Source organism: Paraburkholderia phenazinium (assembly GCF_900141745.1).
Classification (GTDB): domain Bacteria; phylum Pseudomonadota; class Gammaproteobacteria; order Burkholderiales; family Burkholderiaceae; genus Paraburkholderia; species Paraburkholderia phenazinium_B.
In genome coordinates this window covers 1,585,374-1,605,153 of record NZ_FSRM01000001.1, presented here as the reverse complement: position 1 = coordinate 1,605,153, position 19,780 = coordinate 1,585,374, and the positions used below count along the sequence as shown (strand labels likewise).

The 19,780-nt window shown below is 63.2% G+C and carries 15 protein-coding genes; 8 read left to right on the top strand and 7 right to left on the bottom strand.

Annotated elements, in window-relative coordinates; translation table 11 throughout:
- The first annotated feature begins 2 nt into the window (after nucleotides 1-2).
- Together fdhF and BUS06_RS07485 are read left to right on the top strand one after the other, a co-directional pair.
- A complete protein-coding gene (fdhF, locus tag BUS06_RS07490) occupies nucleotides 3-2,957 on the top strand; it encodes a formate dehydrogenase subunit alpha (RefSeq protein WP_074263704.1) in 2,955 nt (984 codons plus the stop codon).
- A gap of 9 nt (nucleotides 2,958-2,966) precedes the next feature.
- Entirely contained in the window at nucleotides 2,967-3,218 is a 252-nt protein-coding gene (locus tag BUS06_RS07485; protein ID WP_074263703.1) for a formate dehydrogenase subunit delta, read from the top strand.
- Between the two features lie 60 nt (nucleotides 3,219-3,278).
- On the opposite strand, the gene BUS06_RS07480 is transcribed toward BUS06_RS07485, so the two are convergent.
- From BUS06_RS07480 to BUS06_RS07470, 3 genes are all read right to left on the bottom strand, one after another.
- Nucleotides 3,279-5,114 (bottom strand): FAD-dependent monooxygenase, encoded by a 1,836-nt coding sequence (locus BUS06_RS07480; protein WP_074263702.1) that lies wholly within the window; start codon nucleotides 5,112-5,114, stop codon nucleotides 3,279-3,281.
- A gap of 78 nt (nucleotides 5,115-5,192) precedes the next feature.
- The gene (locus BUS06_RS07475) at nucleotides 5,193-6,350 is read right to left on the bottom strand and encodes a cation diffusion facilitator family transporter (protein WP_074263701.1); all 1,158 of its coding nucleotides are present in this window, start codon (nucleotides 6,348-6,350) and stop codon (nucleotides 5,193-5,195) included.
- Nucleotides 6,347-6,679: an ArsR/SmtB family transcription factor gene (locus tag BUS06_RS07470; RefSeq protein WP_438803529.1), complete on the bottom strand. Its 333-nt coding sequence runs from the start codon at nucleotides 6,677-6,679 to the stop codon at nucleotides 6,347-6,349. Before BUS06_RS07470 ends, BUS06_RS07475 begins: the two co-directional genes overlap by 4 nt.
- Before the next feature lie 127 nt (nucleotides 6,680-6,806).
- Between BUS06_RS07470 and BUS06_RS07465 the strand changes: the two genes are divergently transcribed.
- Entirely contained in the window at nucleotides 6,807-8,654 is a 1,848-nt protein-coding gene (locus BUS06_RS07465; RefSeq protein WP_074263699.1) for a tetratricopeptide repeat protein, read from the top strand.
- An 87-nt stretch (nucleotides 8,655-8,741) separates the two neighbouring features.
- On the opposite strand, the gene BUS06_RS07460 is transcribed toward BUS06_RS07465, so the two are convergent.
- A complete protein-coding gene (locus BUS06_RS07460) occupies nucleotides 8,742-10,037 on the bottom strand; it encodes an MFS transporter (protein WP_074265956.1) in 1,296 nt (431 codons plus the stop codon).
- 319 nt (nucleotides 10,038-10,356) lie between these two features.
- On the opposite strand from BUS06_RS07460, the gene BUS06_RS07455 reads away from it, so the two are divergent.
- Entirely contained in the window at nucleotides 10,357-10,878 is a 522-nt protein-coding gene (locus BUS06_RS07455) for a GNAT family N-acetyltransferase (protein ID WP_074263698.1), read from the top strand.
- 20 nt (nucleotides 10,879-10,898) lie between these two features.
- Here the strand turns inward: BUS06_RS07455 and BUS06_RS07450 are convergent, their stop codons facing one another.
- The 3 genes from BUS06_RS07450 to BUS06_RS07440 all read right to left on the bottom strand — a co-directional run bounded on the left by BUS06_RS07450 (nucleotide 10,899) and on the right by BUS06_RS07440 (nucleotide 15,334).
- Nucleotides 10,899-11,636 carry a DUF2968 domain-containing protein gene (locus BUS06_RS07450; protein ID WP_074263697.1) on the bottom strand — a complete coding sequence of 246 codons (738 nt, stop codon included), beginning with the start codon at nucleotides 11,634-11,636 and terminating at the stop codon, nucleotides 10,899-10,901.
- 262 nt (nucleotides 11,637-11,898) lie between these two features.
- Nucleotides 11,899-13,437: a gamma-glutamyl-gamma-aminobutyrate hydrolase family protein gene (locus tag BUS06_RS07445; RefSeq protein WP_074263696.1), complete on the bottom strand. Its 1,539-nt coding sequence runs from the start codon at nucleotides 13,435-13,437 to the stop codon at nucleotides 11,899-11,901.
- Between the two features lie 139 nt (nucleotides 13,438-13,576).
- Nucleotides 13,577-15,334, bottom strand: coding sequence for a cation:proton antiporter (locus BUS06_RS07440; protein WP_074263695.1), 1,758 nt, complete (start codon nucleotides 15,332-15,334; stop codon nucleotides 13,577-13,579).
- Between the two features lie 170 nt (nucleotides 15,335-15,504).
- Between BUS06_RS07440 and BUS06_RS07435 the strand changes: the two genes are divergently transcribed.
- The 4 genes from BUS06_RS07435 to BUS06_RS07420 all read left to right on the top strand — a co-directional run bounded on the left by BUS06_RS07435 (nucleotide 15,505) and on the right by BUS06_RS07420 (nucleotide 19,737).
- Complete coding sequence (locus BUS06_RS07435) at nucleotides 15,505-16,200, top strand: DUF2848 domain-containing protein (RefSeq protein WP_074263694.1); 696 nt, start codon at nucleotides 15,505-15,507, stop codon at nucleotides 16,198-16,200.
- A gap of 7 nt (nucleotides 16,201-16,207) precedes the next feature.
- Nucleotides 16,208-17,569, top strand: a complete 1,362-nt coding sequence (locus BUS06_RS07430) for an MFS transporter (RefSeq protein WP_074263693.1) — start codon at nucleotides 16,208-16,210, stop codon at nucleotides 17,567-17,569.
- Nucleotides 17,570-17,636: 67 nt separating this feature from the next.
- Complete coding sequence (locus BUS06_RS07425) at nucleotides 17,637-18,314, top strand: GntR family transcriptional regulator (RefSeq protein ID WP_074263692.1); 678 nt, start codon at nucleotides 17,637-17,639, stop codon at nucleotides 18,312-18,314.
- A 43-nt stretch (nucleotides 18,315-18,357) separates the two neighbouring features.
- Complete coding sequence (locus tag BUS06_RS07420; RefSeq protein ID WP_074263691.1) at nucleotides 18,358-19,737, top strand: amidase; 1,380 nt, start codon at nucleotides 18,358-18,360, stop codon at nucleotides 19,735-19,737.
- The last annotated feature ends 43 nt before the right edge of the window (nucleotides 19,738-19,780 follow it).

Here is a 19,780-nt window from a genome sequence, read left to right as displayed (position 1 = left end):
CCATGTCCGACGCGCTCAAATCTACTGCCGGCGGTTGCGGCTCCGGCAACTGCGCATGCAAGACTCAAGCACAGGCGCAACGAAGCACGCAACCCCGCTCGCCCTTCGACGACACCGATTACGGCACGCCGCTGCGCCACGCCGATATAGACGTGACGCTGGAAATCGACGGCCAGGCAGTCACCGTGCCGGCCGGCACCTCCGTCATGCGGGCCGCGATCGAAGCTGGCGTTAACGTGCCAAAGCTATGCGCCACCGATTCACTCGAACCGTTCGGCTCGTGCCGCCTGTGTCTCGTCGAGATCGAAGGCAAACGCGGCTATCCGGCCTCGTGCACGACGCCTGTCGAAGCAGGCATGAAAGTTCGCACGCAGACGGACCGCCTGCAGTCGCTGCGCCGCAATGTGATGGAGCTGTACATCTCCGATCACCCGCTCGACTGTCTGACCTGTCCCGCCAACGGCGATTGCGAACTGCAGGACATGGCGGGCGTGACGGGCTTGCGCGAAGTGCGTTACGGCTTTGACGGCGCGAACCATCTGAAAGACAAGAAGGACGAATCGAATCCGTACTTCACCTACGATCCGTCGAAGTGCATCGTCTGCAATCGCTGCGTGCGTGCCTGCGAAGAAACGCAAGGCACATTCGCGCTGACGATCGCCGGCCGCGGTTTCGAATCGCGCGTCGCCGCGAGCGAAAACACGCCGTTCATGGAATCGGAATGCGTCTCGTGCGGCGCCTGCGTGGCCGCCTGCCCGACCGCGACACTGCAGGAAAAGAGCGTCGTGATGCTGGGCCAGGCCGAACACTCGGTCGTGACTACGTGTGCGTATTGCGGTGTCGGCTGCTCGTTCAAGGCGGAAATGAAGGGCAGCCAGGTCGTGCGCATGGTGCCGAACAAAAACGGCCAGGCCAACGAAGGTCACGCCTGCGTGAAGGGCCGTTTTGCGTGGGGCTATGCCACCCACAAGGACCGCATTACGAAACCGATGATCCGCGCAAAGATCACCGATCCGTGGCGCGAAGTGAGTTGGGAAGAAGCGCTCAGCTATGCGGCCTCGGAGTTCCGCCGCATCCAGGCGAAACACGGACGTGATTCGATCGGCGGCATCACCTCGTCGCGCTGCACGAATGAAGAAACGTACCTGGTGCAAAAACTCGTACGTGCTGCGTTCGGCAATAACAATGTCGATACGTGCGCGCGCGTCTGCCATTCGCCAACAGGTTACGGCCTGAAGACCACGCTTGGCGAATCCGCGGGCACGCAGACCTTCGCGTCCGTCGACAAGGCCGACGTCATCATGGTGATCGGCGCGAATCCGACCGACGGTCACCCGGTGTTCGGCTCGCGTCTGAAGCGCCGCGTGCGTGAAGGCGCGAAGCTGATCGTGGTCGATCCGCGCCGCATCGATATCGTCGATACGCCGCACGTCAAGGCGTCGCACCATCTGCAATTGCGGCCGGGCACGAACGTCGCCGTCGTGAACGCGCTCGCCCATGTGATCGTCACGGAAGGTTTGCTTAACGAAGCGTTTATCGCCGAGCGCTGCGATACGCGCGCGTTCGATCAATGGCGTGCGTTTGTCGCACTGCCGGAAAACGCGCCGGAGGCCACCGCTGAGATTACCGGCGTGCCCGCCGAGAACGTGCGCGAAGCCGCCCGCATCTACGCAAACGGCGGCAACGCCGCAATCTACTACGGCCTGGGCGTCACCGAGCACGCGCAAGGTTCGACCATGGTGATGGGAATCGCCAACCTCGCGATGGCCACCGGCAACATCGGCCGCGAAGGCGTTGGTGTGAATCCGCTGCGTGGCCAGAACAACGTGCAGGGTTCGTGCGACATGGGCTCGTTCCCGCACGAACTGCCCGGCTACCGCCACATTAGCGACACCACCACGCGCAGCCTCTTCGAAGAGGCCTGGAACGTCACCCTGCAACCGGAACCGGGCCTGCGCATTCCCAACATGTTCGACGCCGCGCTCGACGGCAGTTTCAAGGGACTCTATTGCCAGGGCGAAGACATCGTGCAGTCCGATCCGAACACGCATCATGTGTCGGCAGCGCTGTCGTCGATGGAATGCATCGTCGTGCAGGACATCTTCCTGAACGAAACCGCGAAATACGCCCATGTGTTGCTGCCTGGCTCGTCATTCCTCGAAAAGGACGGCACCTTCACGAATGCCGAGCGCCGTATTTCGCGCGTGCGCAAGGTGATGCCGCCGATTCCCGGCTACGCGGACTGGGAAGTCACCGTGATGCTGGCCCGCGCGCTCGGCTATGAAATGGATTACGCGCATCCGTCCGAGATCATGGACGAAATTGCGCGTCTCACGCCGACCTTCCATGGCGTCTCGTATGCGAAGCTCGACCAGCTCGGCAGCATCCAGTGGCCATGCAACGACAACGCCCCGGACGGCACACCGACAATGCACATCGACACTTTCGTGCGCGGCAAGGGCAAATTCGTGATCACGAAGTTCATTGCCTCGCCGGAAAAGGTCACGCGCAAATTCCCGTTGATTCTCACTACCGGACGCATCCTGTCGCAATACAACGTGGGTGCGCAGACACGTCGTACCGAGAACTCGCGCTGGCACGACGAGGACCGCCTGGAAATCCATCCGCACGATGCAGAAGAGCGCGGCATCAAGATGGACGACTGGGTCGGCATCGAATCGCGCGCGGGACAGACGGTGTTGCGTGCGAAAGTCACCGAGCGGATGCAGCCGGGCGTCGTTTATACGACGTTCCACTTCCCCGAATCGGGCGCCAACGTGATCACCACCGAGAGCTCCGACTGGGCCACCAATTGCCCCGAATACAAGGTGACCGCCGTGCAGGTCATGCCAGTGGAACAGCCGTCGCAATGGCAGCAGGACTATTCGCGTTTCAACACGGAGCAGCTCGATTTGCTGCGCCAGCGCGAACTGGCCAATGTCACCTCGGGCAAATGAGGGCGCGCCATGGATGAACAGAACCTGATCGAGATGGCCAACCGGATCGGCGATTTTTTCGATTCGATGCCGGACCGTGAAGAGGCACTCGCCGGCGTCGCCGATCACATTCGCCGTTTCTGGGAACCGCGGATGCGGCGCGCGCTGCTGGCGGCGGTTGACCGGCCGGATGCGGGTGGATTGGCGATATCGCCGATCGTCAAAGAGGCTTTGCTCGCGAATCGCGTTCAGTTGACGCCAGCGGCGGCCTCGGCCGCTTAGGTGCTGGAAGAAGACGCTTTCCGGCTTCTATCTCCACGCCGCGCGCTGTCACAGCCTCAGCTAGTCGCCTGCTGCTGCGTCATGTTGCGTCGTGCTCTTTGCAAACCACGCTTCACAGTGGCGCAGCAGGCCGTTCAGATCTGACGCTGGCCGCCCGCGTGCGCAGATGTAGCCATCCGGGCGCACCAGATAGAACGCCGGCCGTGTGCGTCCGTAGGACTCTGAGAGTGACGGCGCACCCTCGCCTTCCATATCGCTGACCCGCCAGATACGCACGGCGCCAGGCAACAACCGCTCGATGTCCGCGCTCAGCCGGTCAAGATCCGCATCGCGCGTCGCGTGTCGGCTCGCGGGTGGATCGAGCGGCGCTTCATCGGGACTCTCTGGCTCCAGCAGCAGAAACAGCGAGAAAAACGCCGGATCGTGCAGATCGAAAATGCAGCCGATACCAGGCGCCCGCCCAAGCGGTCCGTCGACCACATGCACGAGCGCGTCCGGCGCACGCTCGCCCGCGCGCGGACCGCCGTCGAGCACCCGCTCGAGCGTGAGGGGGCTGCGCCGGTACTGGATCGCCAGTTCGCTGATCGTGAGGCGCGCGGCATCGCGCAGCGGACCCAGCGCGGCAAGTGCGGGCATCACACGTTCGCGCAACAGTTTGAGCGGCCCGTGATCGGCCTCTGCCAGCTGCGTGACAAAGCTGGTCTGCCGCAACACATCGCGTTCGATCGGATGCCGCTCCAGATGATAAGAGTCGAGCAGGCGGTCCGGCGCACCTCCGCGAATCACGCGGGCCAGTTTCCAGCCCAGGTTGAATGCTTCCTGGATCCCCGTGTTCATCCCCTGGGCGCCCGCCGGACTATGGACATGCGCCGAGTCGCCCGCGAGGAACACGCGGTCGACCCGCAATTGTTCGACCATGCGCCGGTTCAGATGGAAACGTGCCGACCACTTCAGGTCTTCGAATCTCACCGGGTGATGAATACGCCGGGCCGCAAGCAGGCGGCATTCTTCGAGCGAAGGCGAGGGCGGGAACCCGGGCACGGCGAAGGCCCCGTGCGCCTGATCCGGGGAAGCAACCGATGCTGCCGCAGAGCCGGTAGAAGAAGCGGAGGCGTCGCCATTGGCCGCGCCTGCCGAGTCTTGACCGCCTGACGAATCCGGCTGCACCGGCGCCGCGCCAGACTCCGGCGAGACAGGCATCGCGGGATGATCGGCAATCAGCCGGTAACGCTGCCCGCCCATCGGGAACAATCCCGCGAGCCCTTCGCCCGACGCGAAGATATGAAACTCGTCATCGGACCAGTCCGTGTCGGCATGCAGATCGGCCAGCAAAAAGGTCTGCTCGAAAGTCTTGCCGGCGAAGCTCATCCCGAGCCGGCGACGAATCGCGCTATGCGCGCCATCCGCAGCGATCAGATACGAAGGATGCATGGTTTCGCTGCCACCATCCGAGCGTTGCAAGGTCGCGCTGAGCCCATCCGGACCTTGCGCCAACTCCGTCAGCTCGACGCCGCGTTCGACGAGCACGCCGAGCGTCACGAGATGCGCGGTCAGCAAGCGTTCAGTAATGGACTGATCGAGGAACAGCACATACGGATAACGCGTCTGCAACGGATCGAAATCGAGGCGTGCAAGGCGCTGTCCATTGGAATAAAGATTCGCTGCGCGCGCCCGATGACCCAACGCGAGAAACGGCTCGACGAGACGATGCTGTTCAAGCAGTTCGAGCGTGCGCGCCTGGATGCCAATCGCGCGCGAGTGCGGATTGGGCTGCGACGCCTTGTCGATCAGACGCACGGGAACGTGTGCGCGCGCGAGGCTCATCGCTGCAGCGAGCCCGGTTGGGCCCGCCCCAACGACCAGCACTGGCGACGCATCGTATGAAGCGGCGGCCATGCGGATCTCCGGAGACCAACATGCCGCCTAGTGTACGCCGCTGCCCCGCGGCCTGACGGTGCAGCGCGTCAATCGCGGTCAGTGCGCGTGCGGGTGTTCGAGGGCGCAATGGTGATGGCTGGTGCCGAGATCGACTTGCAGCGTGGCGTGCTGCATCGCGAATTTTTCGCGCAGCGTGATCACGATGGCATCGACGGCCGCGTCGCCCGGGTGGCCAGCTGGAATAACCAGATGCGCACTGAGCGCGTTGCCGGTGGTGGACAGGGCCCATACGTGCAGATCGTGCACATCCGTGACGCCCGGTTGACCTGCCAGGTATTCGCGGATGCCCGGCAGGTCGACGCCGGGCGGAACGGCATCGAGCGCAAGCCGCACGGAATCGCGCAGCAGTCCCCACGTGCCGTACACGACTACGGCGACGACGACGAGGCTCATCAACGGATCGAGCCAGCTCCAGCGGGTAGCGATAATGATGAGGCCGCTCACCGCGACGGCAGCCGAGATCAATGCGTCGCTCGCCATGTGCAGGAAAGCACCGCGGATATTGAGGTCTTCCTTCTGGCCGCGCATGAAAAGCCACGCCGAGAAACCGTTGACGAGCATGCCGACGGTGGCGACGACAAACACCGTCCGCCCCGCGACCGGTGCCGGGTTCAGCAGGCGGTTGACCGCTTCCGCGACGATCACGCCGCACGCGAACAGTAGCAAGCCCGCATTCACCAGCGAGGCGAGAATCGACGTGCTGCCATAGCCGAAGGTGTAGCGCGCCGAGGGCCGTCGCGTGGTGAGCCACATAGCGCCCCAGGCCAGCAGCAGGCCGAGCACGTCCGACAGGTTGTGGCCGGCGTCGGCGAGCAGCGCAGTCGAGTGAGCGATCACGCCGTAAATGGCCTGCACAAGGACGATCAGGACGTTCAGGGCGACCGCGATGGCGAAGGCGCGCCCGTTGCCCGCGGCCGGCGCGTGATGATGGTGGTGGCCGCCGTGGCTGTGATTGTGGGCGTGAGAGTGGCCCTTGGCGTTGGAACGATCGTCGTCTGTGCCGTGGTCATGCGCGTGATCGTGACCAACGTCGCCATGCCCTGCGTGATCGTGTCCGTCTTGTTCTCCACGCGCGGCTTTACGCGCCGGCTCACCGGCGTCCGCATCGTCTGCATCTAACCCATAAAGCCACATCGGCGCGTGATCATCCTCGCGCTCCTCTGCGGGCCTGTCAGGGACGGGTGGTTTCGTCATGACTGATCCAGGGAAAATTCGCTCAGCGGCTCGGCCACGTGCTCGAGCATGCCCGCGAGCATGCCGCTAATGTGACGGTCCGCCGCGAGGTAGAACACCTGCTTGCCCTGGCGCTCCGCGCGCACAATGCGCGCCGCGCGCAACAGGCGCAGGTGATGGCTTACCAGCGATTGCGACAGCCCCAGCGATTCCGCAATCGCCCCCACCGCGCGCTGCTCGTCGACACACGCCAGCACGATACGCAAGCGCGTTGGATCTCCGAGCAAACGGAACAGGTCGGCAAGCGGCACTACAGGGTCGTCGCGGTCGTCAGTGGATTGGGGCAACATGGTCCGCATACATATGAACAAGTATTCATATGTTATAGATTTATCTCTTAAAGGTCAAACCGTGGGTGCGGGGTCACGAGTGTGGGAAAATGCGACATTTGCCTTACAAGATCTGCCCTTCCCCGTCATGGAACCCCTGTTTGAAAGCGCCTACGCGGCGCATCGTGACGGCCGCCTCGATGACGCCGAGCGCGGCTATCGCGCCGCGCTGGATAGCGATCCCGCGAACGTCGATGCACTCCACCTGCTCGGCGTGCTACGGCATCAGCTTGGTCAGCACGCCGAAGCGGCCGACCTGGTCGGCCGCGCGGTACATCTGCGTCCGCAAGATGCTGCCTTGCAGCTGAATCTCGGCAACGCGCTGAAGGCACTGGGGCAAATCGATGGGGCAATCGAGCGCTTTCGCAACGCGCTCACGCTTGCCCCCGCTTTTCCACTGGCGCACTACAACCTCGGCAACGCCTATGCCGCGGCGGGGCGTCACGCGGACGCGGCCGATGCGTTCCAGAAGTCGCTGCGCCTGCAGCCGGACAACGCGTCGACGCACAACAATCTGGGCAACGCTCTCCACGCGCTCGGACACCACGAAGAAGCGATCGCTTCGTTCCAGCGGGCGCTCGAACTACACCCAGGTCACGCGGGAGCGCACAACAATCTGGGCATGGCGCTCAATGCACTCGGAAAGTCCGACGAGGCCGTGCTTCAATTTCGTGAGGCAATCTCGGCGCAACCACGCTTCGTCGCGGCGCACTTCAATCTCGCCAACACGCTCGACGCCACGGGCCAGCACGAACAGGCGCTCGTTGCGTTCGAGGCCGTGCTCGCACTGGAGCCACAATTGCCGCCGGCGCTGTTTGGCCTGGGCAATACGCTCGCAGCATTAGGGCGTCACAAGGAGGCACTGTTGCGCTTCGAGCGGGTCGTGGGCCTCGATCCGAAGTTTGCCCTCGCCTGGCTGAGCCTCGGCACCACGCATCACGCGCTTGGGGGTCATGCGGCGGCCGTACGCGCCTTCGACCAGGCGTTGCGGCTACGGCCCGATCTGGCGTCGGCTCATATGAACCGCGCGGTCGCCTGGCTCGCGCTCGGCGATTTCGAACGCGGGCTGCCCGAATACGAATGGCGCCTCAAGGCCATGGCGCAACGTGAGCCGCAGACATTGCCCCGCTGGCAAGGCGAGCCGATCGAAGAGCGCACGCTGTTCGTGCACGCCGAACAAGGTTTCGGCGACACGCTGCAATTCGCGCGCTTCGTGCCGATTGCTGCGCAGCGCGCGGCGCGCGTCGTACTCGAAGTTCAGCCCCAACTCGTGCCGATCCTCGCGCCGGCCGCGCTCGAATGGCGTGTGAAACTGATCGCCCAAGGGACACCACGCCCGCCTGCTGATCTGCAATGTCCGCTGTTGAGTCTGCCCCTCGCGCTCGGCATCAGCCGTGAGACGATCCCAGCGCGCACGCCCTACCTCAGCGTGCCCCCCTCTTACCGGCGCAAGTGGCGCGGTTCGCTCGGCGGTCACGCCAAACGCAAAATCGGCCTCGCGTGGTCAGGCCGCATCCAGCAACATGAAAACCGCACGATGCCGCTCGCGGCGCTCGAACCGCTGTTCGCGCTCGAAGGAATCGACTGGATCATCCTGCAGCCCGATCTCAGCGCGGCGGAATGCGCTACGCTGGAGAGCCATGCGCGTGCCGGCAACATTCATCGCTTCGACAAGCGCATCGGCGATTTCGCCGACACGGCTGCGATCATCGAACGGCTCGACGCCGTCGTCTCGATCGACACGTCGATCGCCCACCTGAGCGGCGCCTTGCGCAAACCGCTGTGGCTGATGCTGCCGTTTGCCGCCGACTGGCGCTGGTTCGTCGACGAACCGCGCAGCCCCTGGTACCCGGGCGTCCATCTGGTCCGTCAGCCGCAACCGGGTGCGTGGGCGGAAGTGGTCGACAAGGTCGCACGCGAGCTTCGCGACGCGTAACGATTCAACAAGGTCGACAAAGGGTCTACAAAGAAAAACCCCACGCTTTTGCAAACGTGGGGTTTTCCTTTTCAGAACCCTGCCGCTCTAGGCCGCGCGGTACTGATTGCGCGACTCAGGCGTGCGATACAGAACCAGCGTCGCGATCAAACCGCAGATTGCCGCGAGACCCAGCCACAGGCCAGGCGCAGCCTTGTTGCCCGTCGAATGAATCAGCAACGTCGAGATCGCCGGCGTGAAACCGCCGATGGTCGTGGCAAGGCTGTACGCCAGCGAGAACCCTGCGGTACGGACTTCGACCGGCATCACTTCGGTCAACGCCACCACCATCGCGCCGTTGTAGCTGCCGTACAGGAACGAGAGCCACAGTTCGACAGCCAGCAGGCGCGCGAACGAAGGATCCGCCACCAGCCATTGCACCGCCGGATACGCTGTGAGGATGGTCAGAATCGTGAACACCAGCAGCACCGGACGACGCCCGATGCGGTCCGATATCGCGCCCGCCAGCGGCAGCCAGACGAGATTCGACAGGCCGATACAGACCGTGACAACCAGTGCGTCGATCGCCGACAGCTTGAGCACTTCCTTGCCGAACGTCGGCGTATAAGCGGTGATCATGTAGAACGACACCGTCGTCATGATCACCATGCCCATGCCCGCGAGCACGACGCCCCAGTTTTCGAGCATCGACTTCATGATCTCGCCCATGCCCGGACGATGCTTGCGCGCGGCAAATTCCTCGGTTTCCTGCAGCGAACGGCGGATCAGGAACAGGAACGGCACGATCAGACAGCCGATCAGGAACGGTACACGCCAGCCCCATGCGCTCATCTGCTCGACCGGCAGGATCTGGTGCAGGACCACGCCGATCAGCGCCGCAAACACGACAGCGACCTGCTGGCTACCCGACTGCCACGAACAGTAGAAGCCCTTGTTGCCCTTGGTAGCGATTTCCGAGAGGTAGACCGACACGCCGCCCAGTTCCACGCCGGCGGAGAAGCCTTGCAACAGGCGCCCTAGCAGGACGAGCACTGGCGCGAGGATGCCGATCGTCGCATAGCCCGGAATGGCCGCGACCGTCAGTGTGCCGAGCGCCATCAGGCCAAGCGTCAACATCAGACCCTTGCGGCGGCCGTGGTGGTCGATGTAGGCGCCGAGCACGATGGCGCCGAGCGGCCGCATCAGGAAGCCCGCGCCGAATACCGACAGAGACAGCATCAGCGATGCGAAGTCGCTGCCACCCGGGAAATAGGTCTTGGCAATCGCCGAAGCGTAATAGCCGTAGACCATGAAATCGTACATCTCCAGGAAGTTGCCGCTGACGACGCGGAAAACTGTCCGGACTTTCGATTCACTGGAAGTTGCATGAGACGCAGTTGACATGACACTCTCAAAATAGCCCGGCGCCGGAGCCGATCCGGCATGATTGGGCAGTTGCAAACACTTCACCGCGTCGGCGAGCAGATGCCACTGGCGAGGGAGACTTTTCTGGAATAAACGAACGCGCCAGGGGCGCTGCATTTTGATGCCGCATACATTGCGACGGTATAAGGGTAAACCTTAGGTTGCCGGCGCACTGCAAGCTGATTCGAATGTTACCGTTCCTCGCTCGAACTTGCAGTCAAGATGGGCAATGATCGCGCCCTTAGCCTTGCTCGCAGTACACTTTGAGCTTTCCAGCCCTTACATGACCGTCCCATTGATGTCCAACGCCAGCGCTCTTTCTTTGCGCCCCGCGACCACACTCGACGCCGATCTGATCGCGTCGATTCATGCCGCCAGCTGGCAAGCCACCTACCGGGGTCTGCTGCCCGATGCGTTTCTCGATGGCGAGGTGACGCGCGAACGCGCGGCGTACTGGCAGGCGCGCCTGAACGCGCCGGGCGCCGAACGGCGCAACGTGGTGATTGCAGAACGCGCGGGCGAGCCGATCGGTTTTGCGTGCGTCGAGCGCCAACCCGACTCGGCGTGGGGCGTGCTGCTCGATAACCTGCATGCGCTGCCTGGCCATCAGGGAATCGGTGTCGGCAAACTGCTGATGCAAGCCGCCGTCGACTGGACACGCGCTCAAGGCGAAAGCCGGCTGTATCTCTATGTGCTCGAGGGCAATACGCCGGCCATCGGCTTTTACGAGCGGCAAGGTTGGAAGTTCGCGGGTGCGGAGCCCGATCACATGGGCGGCGTGGACATCACCGCGTTGCGCTACGTGTACCAGCTGGATTGAACACTGCTGCCGGCGCCCGCTTATCTGGACTCTGGCAGTCCCGACTCGCTCTGGCGCTGCAACTGCAGCACCTGGTTCTGCACCTGGCGCAACTCGGCCTGCGCCTGTTCCTTCTGGGCGCGCAGTGCGGCTGCTTCCGTCTGCGTCTGGCGTTGATAGTCGTCGACCCTGGCCTGCTGGGTACGGGCCACATCCAGATCGGCCTGCAAGCGCTTCGCGCGATCTTCCGACTGCGCAATCACATCTTCAATGAATGCCTTCTGCGCCTGCAATTGCGTGCGGTGAATTTCCACGTCGGCCAGTTGCGCGGTCTGCTGCACAAAGCCGGCGTAGACGGCTTCGGCGCGCGTGTCGTCTTGCGATTTGATGACCCGCCAGAAATGCTTGTCTTGAAATAACGCTACGTAGTACGTCATTTCTTGCGGATAGAAAAACAGACTCGCACCGTAGCTGCCGTTGTAGGTGGTGCGCAACTCGGTCAGTTGGGAGTCGTGGATCAGCTGCATCAGTTCCGCAACATTGCCTTGTGCATCGCCGCCCGCTGCAGCGCGTGCGTCCGCGCTCGTGGCGACGGCCGCCTGCAACGCGGCGGAAACGGGTTGAGGCGTCAACGAATTCATCGCCGGACGCGTTCCGACAACCGGCACCGAATCCATTGAACCGGCGCCCTCTTCTGCCAGCGCGAAACCACCATGCTGCAGCAACGCACACGTGGTCGCGAGCAGCATTGCGCGCCGTGCAGTCAAGAGGTACTTCATACGTGCATGCTCCATGCGGATTCAAAATAGCTTTGGATTATCGCGCGTATTTGTGCCCAAGCGAAGCGTTCGTATGTGCCGCGACGGCACTTTAAATCGAGATAGATAGTAATCTTAAGATTCCATCGAATCGTCTCGCGCATCGCGAAAAAGCATCCTGTTTAACGGACGAAAAAAAAGCGGCTCCGTTGGAAAACGGAACCGCTTTTCATGTCTTCGGCCCACGCACGGAGCCCAACAATTCTTTACAGAAAACGCACGCCTAGAAGCGCGTTTCGCGGGCCACGCGCAGGAAGGTATCCAGCAGCGGCGTGCAATCCAGTAACTCCGGTCCACCCGCGCGATGAAACTCCGGATGCCACTGCACGCCCATCACGAACGGCGCGCGTCGATAGCGAATCGCTTCGATGATGCCGTCCGAGGCCGATACCGCCTCGATATTGAGATCGCGCCCAATCGTCTTCACGGCCTGGTGGTGAATCGAATTGACGATCGCGTCGCGCCGGCCCGGAAACATGTTGGCGAGCGTCGAGCCATCCGGAAAATGGATGCCATGGCGATGCTGGTCGTAGTGTTCGTTGACGTGCACGCCCGCGGTCGGCACATCTGTGGCGATATCTTGATAAAGAGTCCCGCCAAACGCCACGTTGATCAGCTGACAGCCGCGGCATACGCCCAGCACCGGCTTGCCGGACTCGATGAATTCATGCAACAGCTCCAGCTCATACATATCGCGCACGCGGTCGCCGGGCCACTCGGGGCTCGTCGCCTGTTCGGCATAGGACTGCGGCGAAACATCCGCGCCACCTTGCAACAACAGGCCATCGAGGTGCTTGGCGTAGTCGCGCAGACGGATATTGCTCGGATGCAGCATGCCTTGATGGCCGACGGTTGGAATCATGAACACCAGCACGTCGCGCGACATCACCCAGTGCGCAATGGATTCTTCGAGGTATTGCAGCGTCTTCCCGCGCAGGCCTTTGGCGCCCGGCTCCGGATGGAAGATGCGGGCCGACACGCCAATGCGCAACGTCCGTTGCGTGATCCGTTGCCCCGCCCTGTCGAAGATCTGGCGAGCCCGCGCCGCGATGATGCGGCCAAAAACCGACCACGCCGAATCAGTCTGCTTCAGATAGCGCGGTGGTGCCGGTGGCAATGCATTCGGCGGAGGAGGATTCGTTGCGGTGAAGTCCGGGGCGGCGCCAAAACCAGGCGGCACGGAGCTGGTGGCGCCGCGAGTAGAGGATGCCGTTGACGACTCGCTATCCGCAGCATCCGCTGAGGCAGTCTCCGTTGACGCCGCAGGCTGCGGGGCACGCGAACTGGACGGCGTGCCGTGTTTGGCCTGGGCAGCATCGCGTTTCTGCTTCACCTGGGCCTCCTGCTGCGCAGTCGACTCGGCAGCGGATGCGCGGGCTTCGGCGGCATCTCGTTGCTGGGCAGTGACAGGGTCGGCAGGGGTCACGGATGACGCGCTGATCGGATCGTCAGTCGAAGAACGCTCCGCGGCCTCTTCGGCCGCAAGGGAGGGTTCGGCTGACGCAGAAGAGATATTCGGTGGTGACCCCGACGGAGGTAATCCCGGTGGCACACCAGCCGTCGAATCAGCAGGCAAATCTTTGAGCGGCGACTGGATCGCATCCTCGTGTGAGGTGGGCAAGCTGACCTTCGGGGATGCGGGCGCAGTCTCGGCCGTTGACACGTCGGGCTTTGCAACGCCGGGCTTCGAAACCTCAGCCGGCGTGCCGGACGGGGACGGGGTGCCGGGCGTACCGGCATTCTCTGGCTTGTTTTCGCTCATGACTGTCGGACGGGCGCCTTCCACGCGAACGAATGAGTATGACCTGATTATCCGCTACCGGGCGATGTGCGGCAAACCTGCACACAATTGCTCACATTGTTACGCAACACAGATCGTCGCGCCCGATAACGTCATTTATTTATGGATCAGGTTGCTCGTCGAAAGTTTCGCGCAATGCGATCTGCAGGGCCGCGTGGATCTTCACGCACCAGCGCCAGAGCAGCGTAACCAGAAGCGCTGCACATACCAGCACCACCACCAGCAACCCGGTGGGCGGCAGGATGCCGCCTGAAAGTGCCACCAGCAGCAGGAACACACCGACCATCGAAACGATCGGCACAAGATCGGAAATCGCCGAGCGGATCGCACGCGTGAAGCGCCCGGCTTTCGCCGGCTGGACGCTGAGTTCGGCAAGCAGCAACGCGAGCGATTTGGTCTTGCGATACACGGCGACCAGAAACGGCAGCGACAGAAGCAACGCCGCGCTCCAAAGCACCACGCGTTGCAGTGGCTCAGAGGGTAGCCAACGGTCGAGTAACGGGTTCGCGTAGGACGCGCCGTACGTCACCGCGAGAAAGATCGCCACCACCAGCGCGAGGTTCACTGCAATCTGCAGAACGATCCGACGTGTGATGCTAAACGGTGTCGGGCCGCCGCCGGCCGGCCGCAGACTCTCGAGCCATTGCGAGTACATGCCGAACACGTTGGCGACGGGACGTGGCATCGCACGTCCGAGGCGCTGCGTCAGCGGATCGGCGGCGCGGATCAGGTACGGTGTGAACAACGTGGTCAGCGCCGACACGGCAACCGCAATCGGATAAAGAAACGCACTCGTCACCTTCAGCGTGAGACCGAGCGAGGCAATGATGAAGGAGAACTCGCCAATCTGCGACACCGTCATGCCGACCCGCATCGCGGTGCGTCCGTCCTTGCCGGCGAGGAACGTGCCGAGGCCGCAGGAGACGATCTTGCCGACGATCACCGCGACCGTAATGACCGCAATCGGCCACGCGTAGTCGACCAGCACATGTGGGTTGAGCATCAGCCCGATGGTGACGAAGAAGATGGCCGAAAACGCATCGCGCAGCGGTGCAATCAGATGCTCGATACGACGCAGATGGCGCGACTCGGCCATGATTGCACCGATCAGAAACGCGCCGAGCGCAATGCTGTAATCGAGCTTGACGACCAAAAGGCAAAAGCCAAAGCAGAAGCCGAGCACGGACACGAGCAGCATCTCGTCGCTCCCCGAGCGCGCCACGTAATTGAGCGCACGCGGCACGACGAGTACCCCCACCACCAGCGATACCGTCATGAACAGCAGCAGTTTGCCTAGCGTGACGAGTGCGATACCCGCGCTCAACTGGCCTGTCTGCGCTATGCCCGACAGCAACACGAGCATCGCGATGGCGAGGATGTCCTCGACGATCAGAATCCCGAACACGAGTTGTGCAAAGCGCTCACGCTTGAGGCCGAGTTCCGATAGCGCCTTGACGATGATCGTCGTCGACGAGATGGCGAGGATCGCGCCGAGAAACAGCGAATCCATCGAACTCCAGCCGAACGCGCTGCCGATCTCGTAACCGAGCCATAGCATCAGCACGATCTCGGAGAGCGCCGCGACAATCGCTGTGGCGCCGACCTGAAACAGCTTGCGCAGGCTGAATTCCAGTCCCAGCGAAAACATCAGGAACACGACGCCGAGTTCGCCGAGCGTCTGGATGGTCTGCTCGTCGTGGATCAACTGGAACGGCGGGGTGTACGGTCCGATGATCACTCCCGCGGCGATATACCCAAGCACCACCGGCTGTTTCAGGCGATGGAACAGCACGGTGACGACGCCCGCGAGCGCCATGATCACCGCCAGGTCCTGAATGAAGCCAATTCCGTGGTGCATGGACAGATTTCCTTACAAATTGCTGTCGAAAAATCTGATAGTAACGCAGCTTGGCGACAGCGCACGTGTTGTGCGCTGCCCGAAAACCCTGTGGATTGTTTTTGACACGCTGGACGTCTGTGAAATATCACAATAATATTTGTCGAATATTCAGACGACGGAGTGCAGTAATGACGCAGTTATCGTTCAACGTATCCAACGTAAGTGGCCGCTCCGAAACCAGCGCGCCGCTGATGATCGAAGTGAACCGTTTGACCATTGCCGGGTGGGCGGGACGCGACCGCGCGGCCATCGAACATCACATTGTCGAACTCGCCGAACTGGGTGTGAAGCGGCCCTCGACCACGCCCTGCTTCTACCGCCTCGGCGCCGAATTGCTGACGCAAGCCGAACAGATCGACGTGGTTGGCAGCCGTTCAAGCGGCGAGGCCGAGTGCGTGCTGGTGCAGTCGACGGCCGGCCTTCTTGTCACCGTCGGCTCGGATCACACCGACCGTGAGGTCGAGGCCTACGGCGTGACGGTGTCGAAGCAGGTGTGTCCGAAGCCGCTCGCCCGCGACGCGTGGCGCTTCGACGACGTCGCCGGCCATTGGGACCAGTTGCAGTTGCGCGCCTTTGCGGTTGCCAACGGTCTGCGCAGGGTCTATCAGCAAGGCAGCGTCTCCTCGTTGCTGGCGGCATCGGACCTGCTCGAGCGTGCCCCGCTCGCAGCGGGTGCCGCCATGTTCTGCGGCACGCTTGCGGTCGAAGGCGGCATCGTCGGCATGGTCGACGGCGACGCGCTCGAACTCGAATTGCACGACCCAGTGCTGAACCGCACGCTGCGCCACGCTTACCGCGTGCATGCGTTACCTATCGTCGAATGAGGCGCCCATGAACCCTGCCCCGCCGTCAGCAGAGTTGCGTGTGACCGCCCACACCGGGTCTTCCCAGGACGCTGCCATCGAAGCCAGCGCGCTGCGAAAAATCACCTGGCGCATCATGCCGTTCCTGTTTCTGGTCTACGTGCTGTCGTATCTCGATCGTGTCAACATCGGCTACGCGAAACTGCAGTTCACGGGCGACCTCGGCTTGTCGAACACCGCTTACGGACTCGGCGCAGGGATCTTCTTCTTCGGCTATTTCGTCTTCGAAGTGCCGAGCAACCTCCTGCTGAAGAAATTCGGCGCCCGCGCGACGATCGCCCGCATCACGATGCTGTGGGGCGCGCTGTCGTGCGTGATGATGTTCGTGCGCTCGGAGACAATGTTCTACGTGTTGCGCTTCCTGCTCGGCGTGGCGGAAGCCGGGCTCGTCCCGGGCGTCGTGCTGTACCTGACGTTCTGGTTTCCATCGGACCGGCGCGCCCGGATGGTGGCCGTGTTCATGGCGGCGATTCCGGTGGCGGGGATCATCGGTGCGCCGCTTTCGGGCTTCCTGATGTCGGCGCTGCACGAAGCCCACGGGCTACGCGGCTGGCAGTGGATGTTCCTGATCGAAGGTATTCCCTCGATCCTCGCCGGCTTCTGGGCGCTGGCCGTGCTGCGCAATACGCCCGCTGAAGCAGCCTGGCTCGATGACGAGGAAAAACGCGTCGTCCTCGCCCGGCTAGCACGCGAAAACAGCGCAGCGGCGTCCGCCGGCGCCGAACACAACCTGCGCGCCGCGCTGTGCTCCGGGCGCTTCTGGCTGCTGACACTGATCTACTTCTGTCTGGTCACGGGCAACGCCGGCTTCTCGTTCTGGTTGCCGCAGATCGTCAAGGATCTCGGCGTCACCAACCTGGTGAGCAACGGGTTCGTCACCGCCATCCCCTATCTGGCGGCAGGGATCGGCATGATCCTGATCGGACGTTCGTCGGACGTCACCGGCGAGCGGCGCTGGCACTATGCCGTGTGCTGTTTCATCGGCGCGGCCGGACTGCTCGGCAGCGCGTCGGTGACGAACTCGATTCCGCTGGCGGTGACCGGCCTGTCGATCGCCTATATCGGCATCCTCGCGGGCTTCGGCATTTTCTGGTCGATGTCGACCACGTTCCTGCAAGGCAGCGCCGCTGTGGCCGGCATCGCCGTGATCAACTCGATCGCCAATCTGGCCGGCTACGTCAGCCCGTATGTGCTCGGCGTCGTCAAGGATGCGACGCATAGCGTGACCTTCGGACTCGTGCTGATCGCGGGAGCGCTGATCGTCGGCGGACTCGTCACGCTGCTGATGCCGCGGGTCAAGGTGCCGCACGGCGTGGCGGAGCTCGCGTGAAGGCTCGACTACAATGCGGGCGAATGAGCTTCACCCTTGCACCTGACCTCGCCTGCACCCTTTATTCATGACGCTTTTGCAGACTTCCCGCGCTCCCATGACCGCCCGCCAAAACGGTGCGAGCCTCGCCGAACAGGCCTATGAATTCGTCAAGCGCGAAATCATCACCATGCGTTTGCGCCCAAGCGAAGTGCTCAACGAGGCCGAGCTGATGACGCTGACCGGCATTGGCCGCACACCCGTTCATCAGGCGCTGCACCGGCTCGTGCACGAGGGCATGCTGACGATCATGCCGCGCAAGGGCATCATGGTGCGTCCGGTCTCGCTCGACGACGTGCTCGCGATCATCGACGTGCGCCTGATCAACGAAGGCCATTGTGTCGAACTGGCGGCGCGCCACGCTCAGGCGCATGATTACGAAGTGATGGAAGCGCTACTCGAGCGCTCCAAGGTGTGCGTCGCTGCGCATGACGTAGAAGGCATGATGGATATCGACCGCGAATTCCATCTGGCGATTTCGGCGGCGTCGCGTAATCCGGTGCTCGCCGATATCCTGCGCGGGCTGCATGAGCGATCGCTGCGTTTCTGGTTTATCTCGCTGTCCGAACCGCACCATCTCGAGGATGTCCACGAGGAACATCTCGAACTGTTTCGCTTGCTGCGCGAGCGCGATGCCGACGGCGCACGCCAGTCGGTACAGCGCCATATCGAAGCGTTTCGCGCGACCCTCTTCAACCGGATTTAACCGTCAACCGCATCTGATTGCATCTCACTGGACCGGAACGACCATGCCCACTGAATTCACGCCCTTCCCGCCGCTCGCCCAGCTCGCTGCCGATCTCGCCGCGGGCCGCACCACCAGCCGCAAACTCGTCGAAACCGCGCTCGAACGCATCGCCGACCCAGCCGGCCAGGGTTCGGCCGTTTTCATGCATGTCGATGCCGACCGCGCCCGCGCCGCCGCCGACGGACACGACCGTCTGCGCGCCGCAGGCTCGGTGATGTCGCCGCTTGCGGGGATTCCGGTGTCGATCAAGGACCTGTTCGACATCGAAGGCCAGGTGACCCGCGCCGGTTCGAGCGCACTCGCCGATGCGCCGCCCGCGACCGCCGATGCGGTCGCGGTTGCTCGCCTGAAGCGGGCGGGCGCTGTGATAGTCGGACGCACCAACATGAGCGAGTTCGCGTTCTCCGGGCTCGGGCTGAATCCGCACTACGGGCATCCGCTGTCCCCGTACCGGCGTGATGTGAAAGGCGACGAGCGGGTTTCGGGCGGCTCGTCCTCTGGGGCCGCAGCGTCGGTGGCGGACGGCATGGCCGCTATCGCGCTCGGCACCGACACCGGCGGCTCGATCCGCATCCCCGCCGCGCTGTGCGGCCTGACCGGCTTCAAGCCCACCGCCGATCGCATTCCCAAGCAAGGCGGCGTACCGCTTTCGCCGACGCTCGATTCATTCGGGCCGATCGGCGTCTCGGTTGCCTGCTGCGCACTGGTGGATCGCATGCTGGCGGGGCTCGAGCCGCGCATTCCGGCGGCTCGCCCGCTCGAAGGCGTGCGACTCGGCGTGCTCACCAACTATGTGACGGACGGCGTCGAGCCGGCCGTGGCCGCTGCCATCGACACAGCGCTCAAACATCTGGAAGCCGCCGGCGCGATTGTCAGCGAAGTGCGTTTTGCGCCGCTCGACCGTTTGCCGGAGATCAACCGCTTCGGCTTTCCGTCGATCGAAGCGTACGCGTGGCACCGGCCGCTGCTGGAAAAGCACCGCCAGCAATACGACCCGCGCGTGCTGACCCGCATCATGAAAGGCCAGCCGGCCAGCGCAGCCGACTATCTCGATCTGGTGGCTGAGCGCAGCGCGCTGCTGGAAGCCGCCCGCAGCACGCTGTGGCAACGCTTCGACGCGATCGTCGCGCCCACGGTGCCAGTCGTGCCGCCGCGCGTGGCCGACCTCGTGCATGACGACGATGCCTTTGCCCGCACCAACGCCTTGATCCTGCGCAATCCGAGCGCATTTAATTTCCTCGACACCTGCGCTCTCTCGCTGCCCTGCCATCCGCGCGGCGACGCGCCGGTCGGCCTCATGCTGGCGGGCGCCCCGCACGGCGACGACGCGCTGCTTGCCATTGGCCGCGCCGCCGAAGCCGTGCTCAATACGATCCGGTAGCCGGAAACCGAAGGGCGGTGTTCGCGCTAGAATCGCGGGCACC

Coding starts and splice junctions, on each gene's coding strand:
- BUS06_RS07430 (WP_074263693.1), top strand. CDS start 16,208: ATGAACCCTGCCCCGCCGTCAGCAGAGTTGCGTGTGACCGCCCACACC.
- BUS06_RS07450 (WP_074263697.1), bottom strand. CDS start 11,636: ATGAAGTACCTCTTGACTGCACGGCGCGCAATGCTGCTCGCGACCACG.
- BUS06_RS07420 (WP_074263691.1), top strand. CDS start 18,358: ATGCCCACTGAATTCACGCCCTTCCCGCCGCTCGCCCAGCTCGCTGCC.
- fdhF (WP_074263704.1), top strand. CDS start 3: ATGTCCGACGCGCTCAAATCTACTGCCGGCGGTTGCGGCTCCGGCAAC.
- BUS06_RS07470 (WP_438803529.1), bottom strand. CDS start 6,679: ATGTTGCCCCAATCCACTGACGACCGCGACGACCCTGTAGTGCCGCTT.
- BUS06_RS07480 (WP_074263702.1), bottom strand. CDS start 5,114: ATGGCCGCCGCTTCATACGATGCGTCGCCAGTGCTGGTCGTTGGGGCG.
- BUS06_RS07435 (WP_074263694.1), top strand. CDS start 15,505: ATGACGCAGTTATCGTTCAACGTATCCAACGTAAGTGGCCGCTCCGAA.
- BUS06_RS07460 (WP_074265956.1), bottom strand. CDS start 10,037: ATGTCAACTGCGTCTCATGCAACTTCCAGTGAATCGAAAGTCCGGACA.
- BUS06_RS07465 (WP_074263699.1), top strand. CDS start 6,807: ATGGAACCCCTGTTTGAAAGCGCCTACGCGGCGCATCGTGACGGCCGC.
- BUS06_RS07445 (WP_074263696.1), bottom strand. CDS start 13,437: ATGAGCGAAAACAAGCCAGAGAATGCCGGTACGCCCGGCACCCCGTCC.
- BUS06_RS07440 (WP_074263695.1), bottom strand. CDS start 15,334: ATGCACCACGGAATTGGCTTCATTCAGGACCTGGCGGTGATCATGGCG.
- BUS06_RS07425 (WP_074263692.1), top strand. CDS start 17,637: ATGACGCTTTTGCAGACTTCCCGCGCTCCCATGACCGCCCGCCAAAAC.
- BUS06_RS07455 (WP_074263698.1), top strand. CDS start 10,357: ATGTCCAACGCCAGCGCTCTTTCTTTGCGCCCCGCGACCACACTCGAC.
- BUS06_RS07485 (WP_074263703.1), top strand. CDS start 2,967: ATGGATGAACAGAACCTGATCGAGATGGCCAACCGGATCGGCGATTTT.
- BUS06_RS07475 (WP_074263701.1), bottom strand. CDS start 6,350: ATGACGAAACCACCCGTCCCTGACAGGCCCGCAGAGGAGCGCGAGGAT.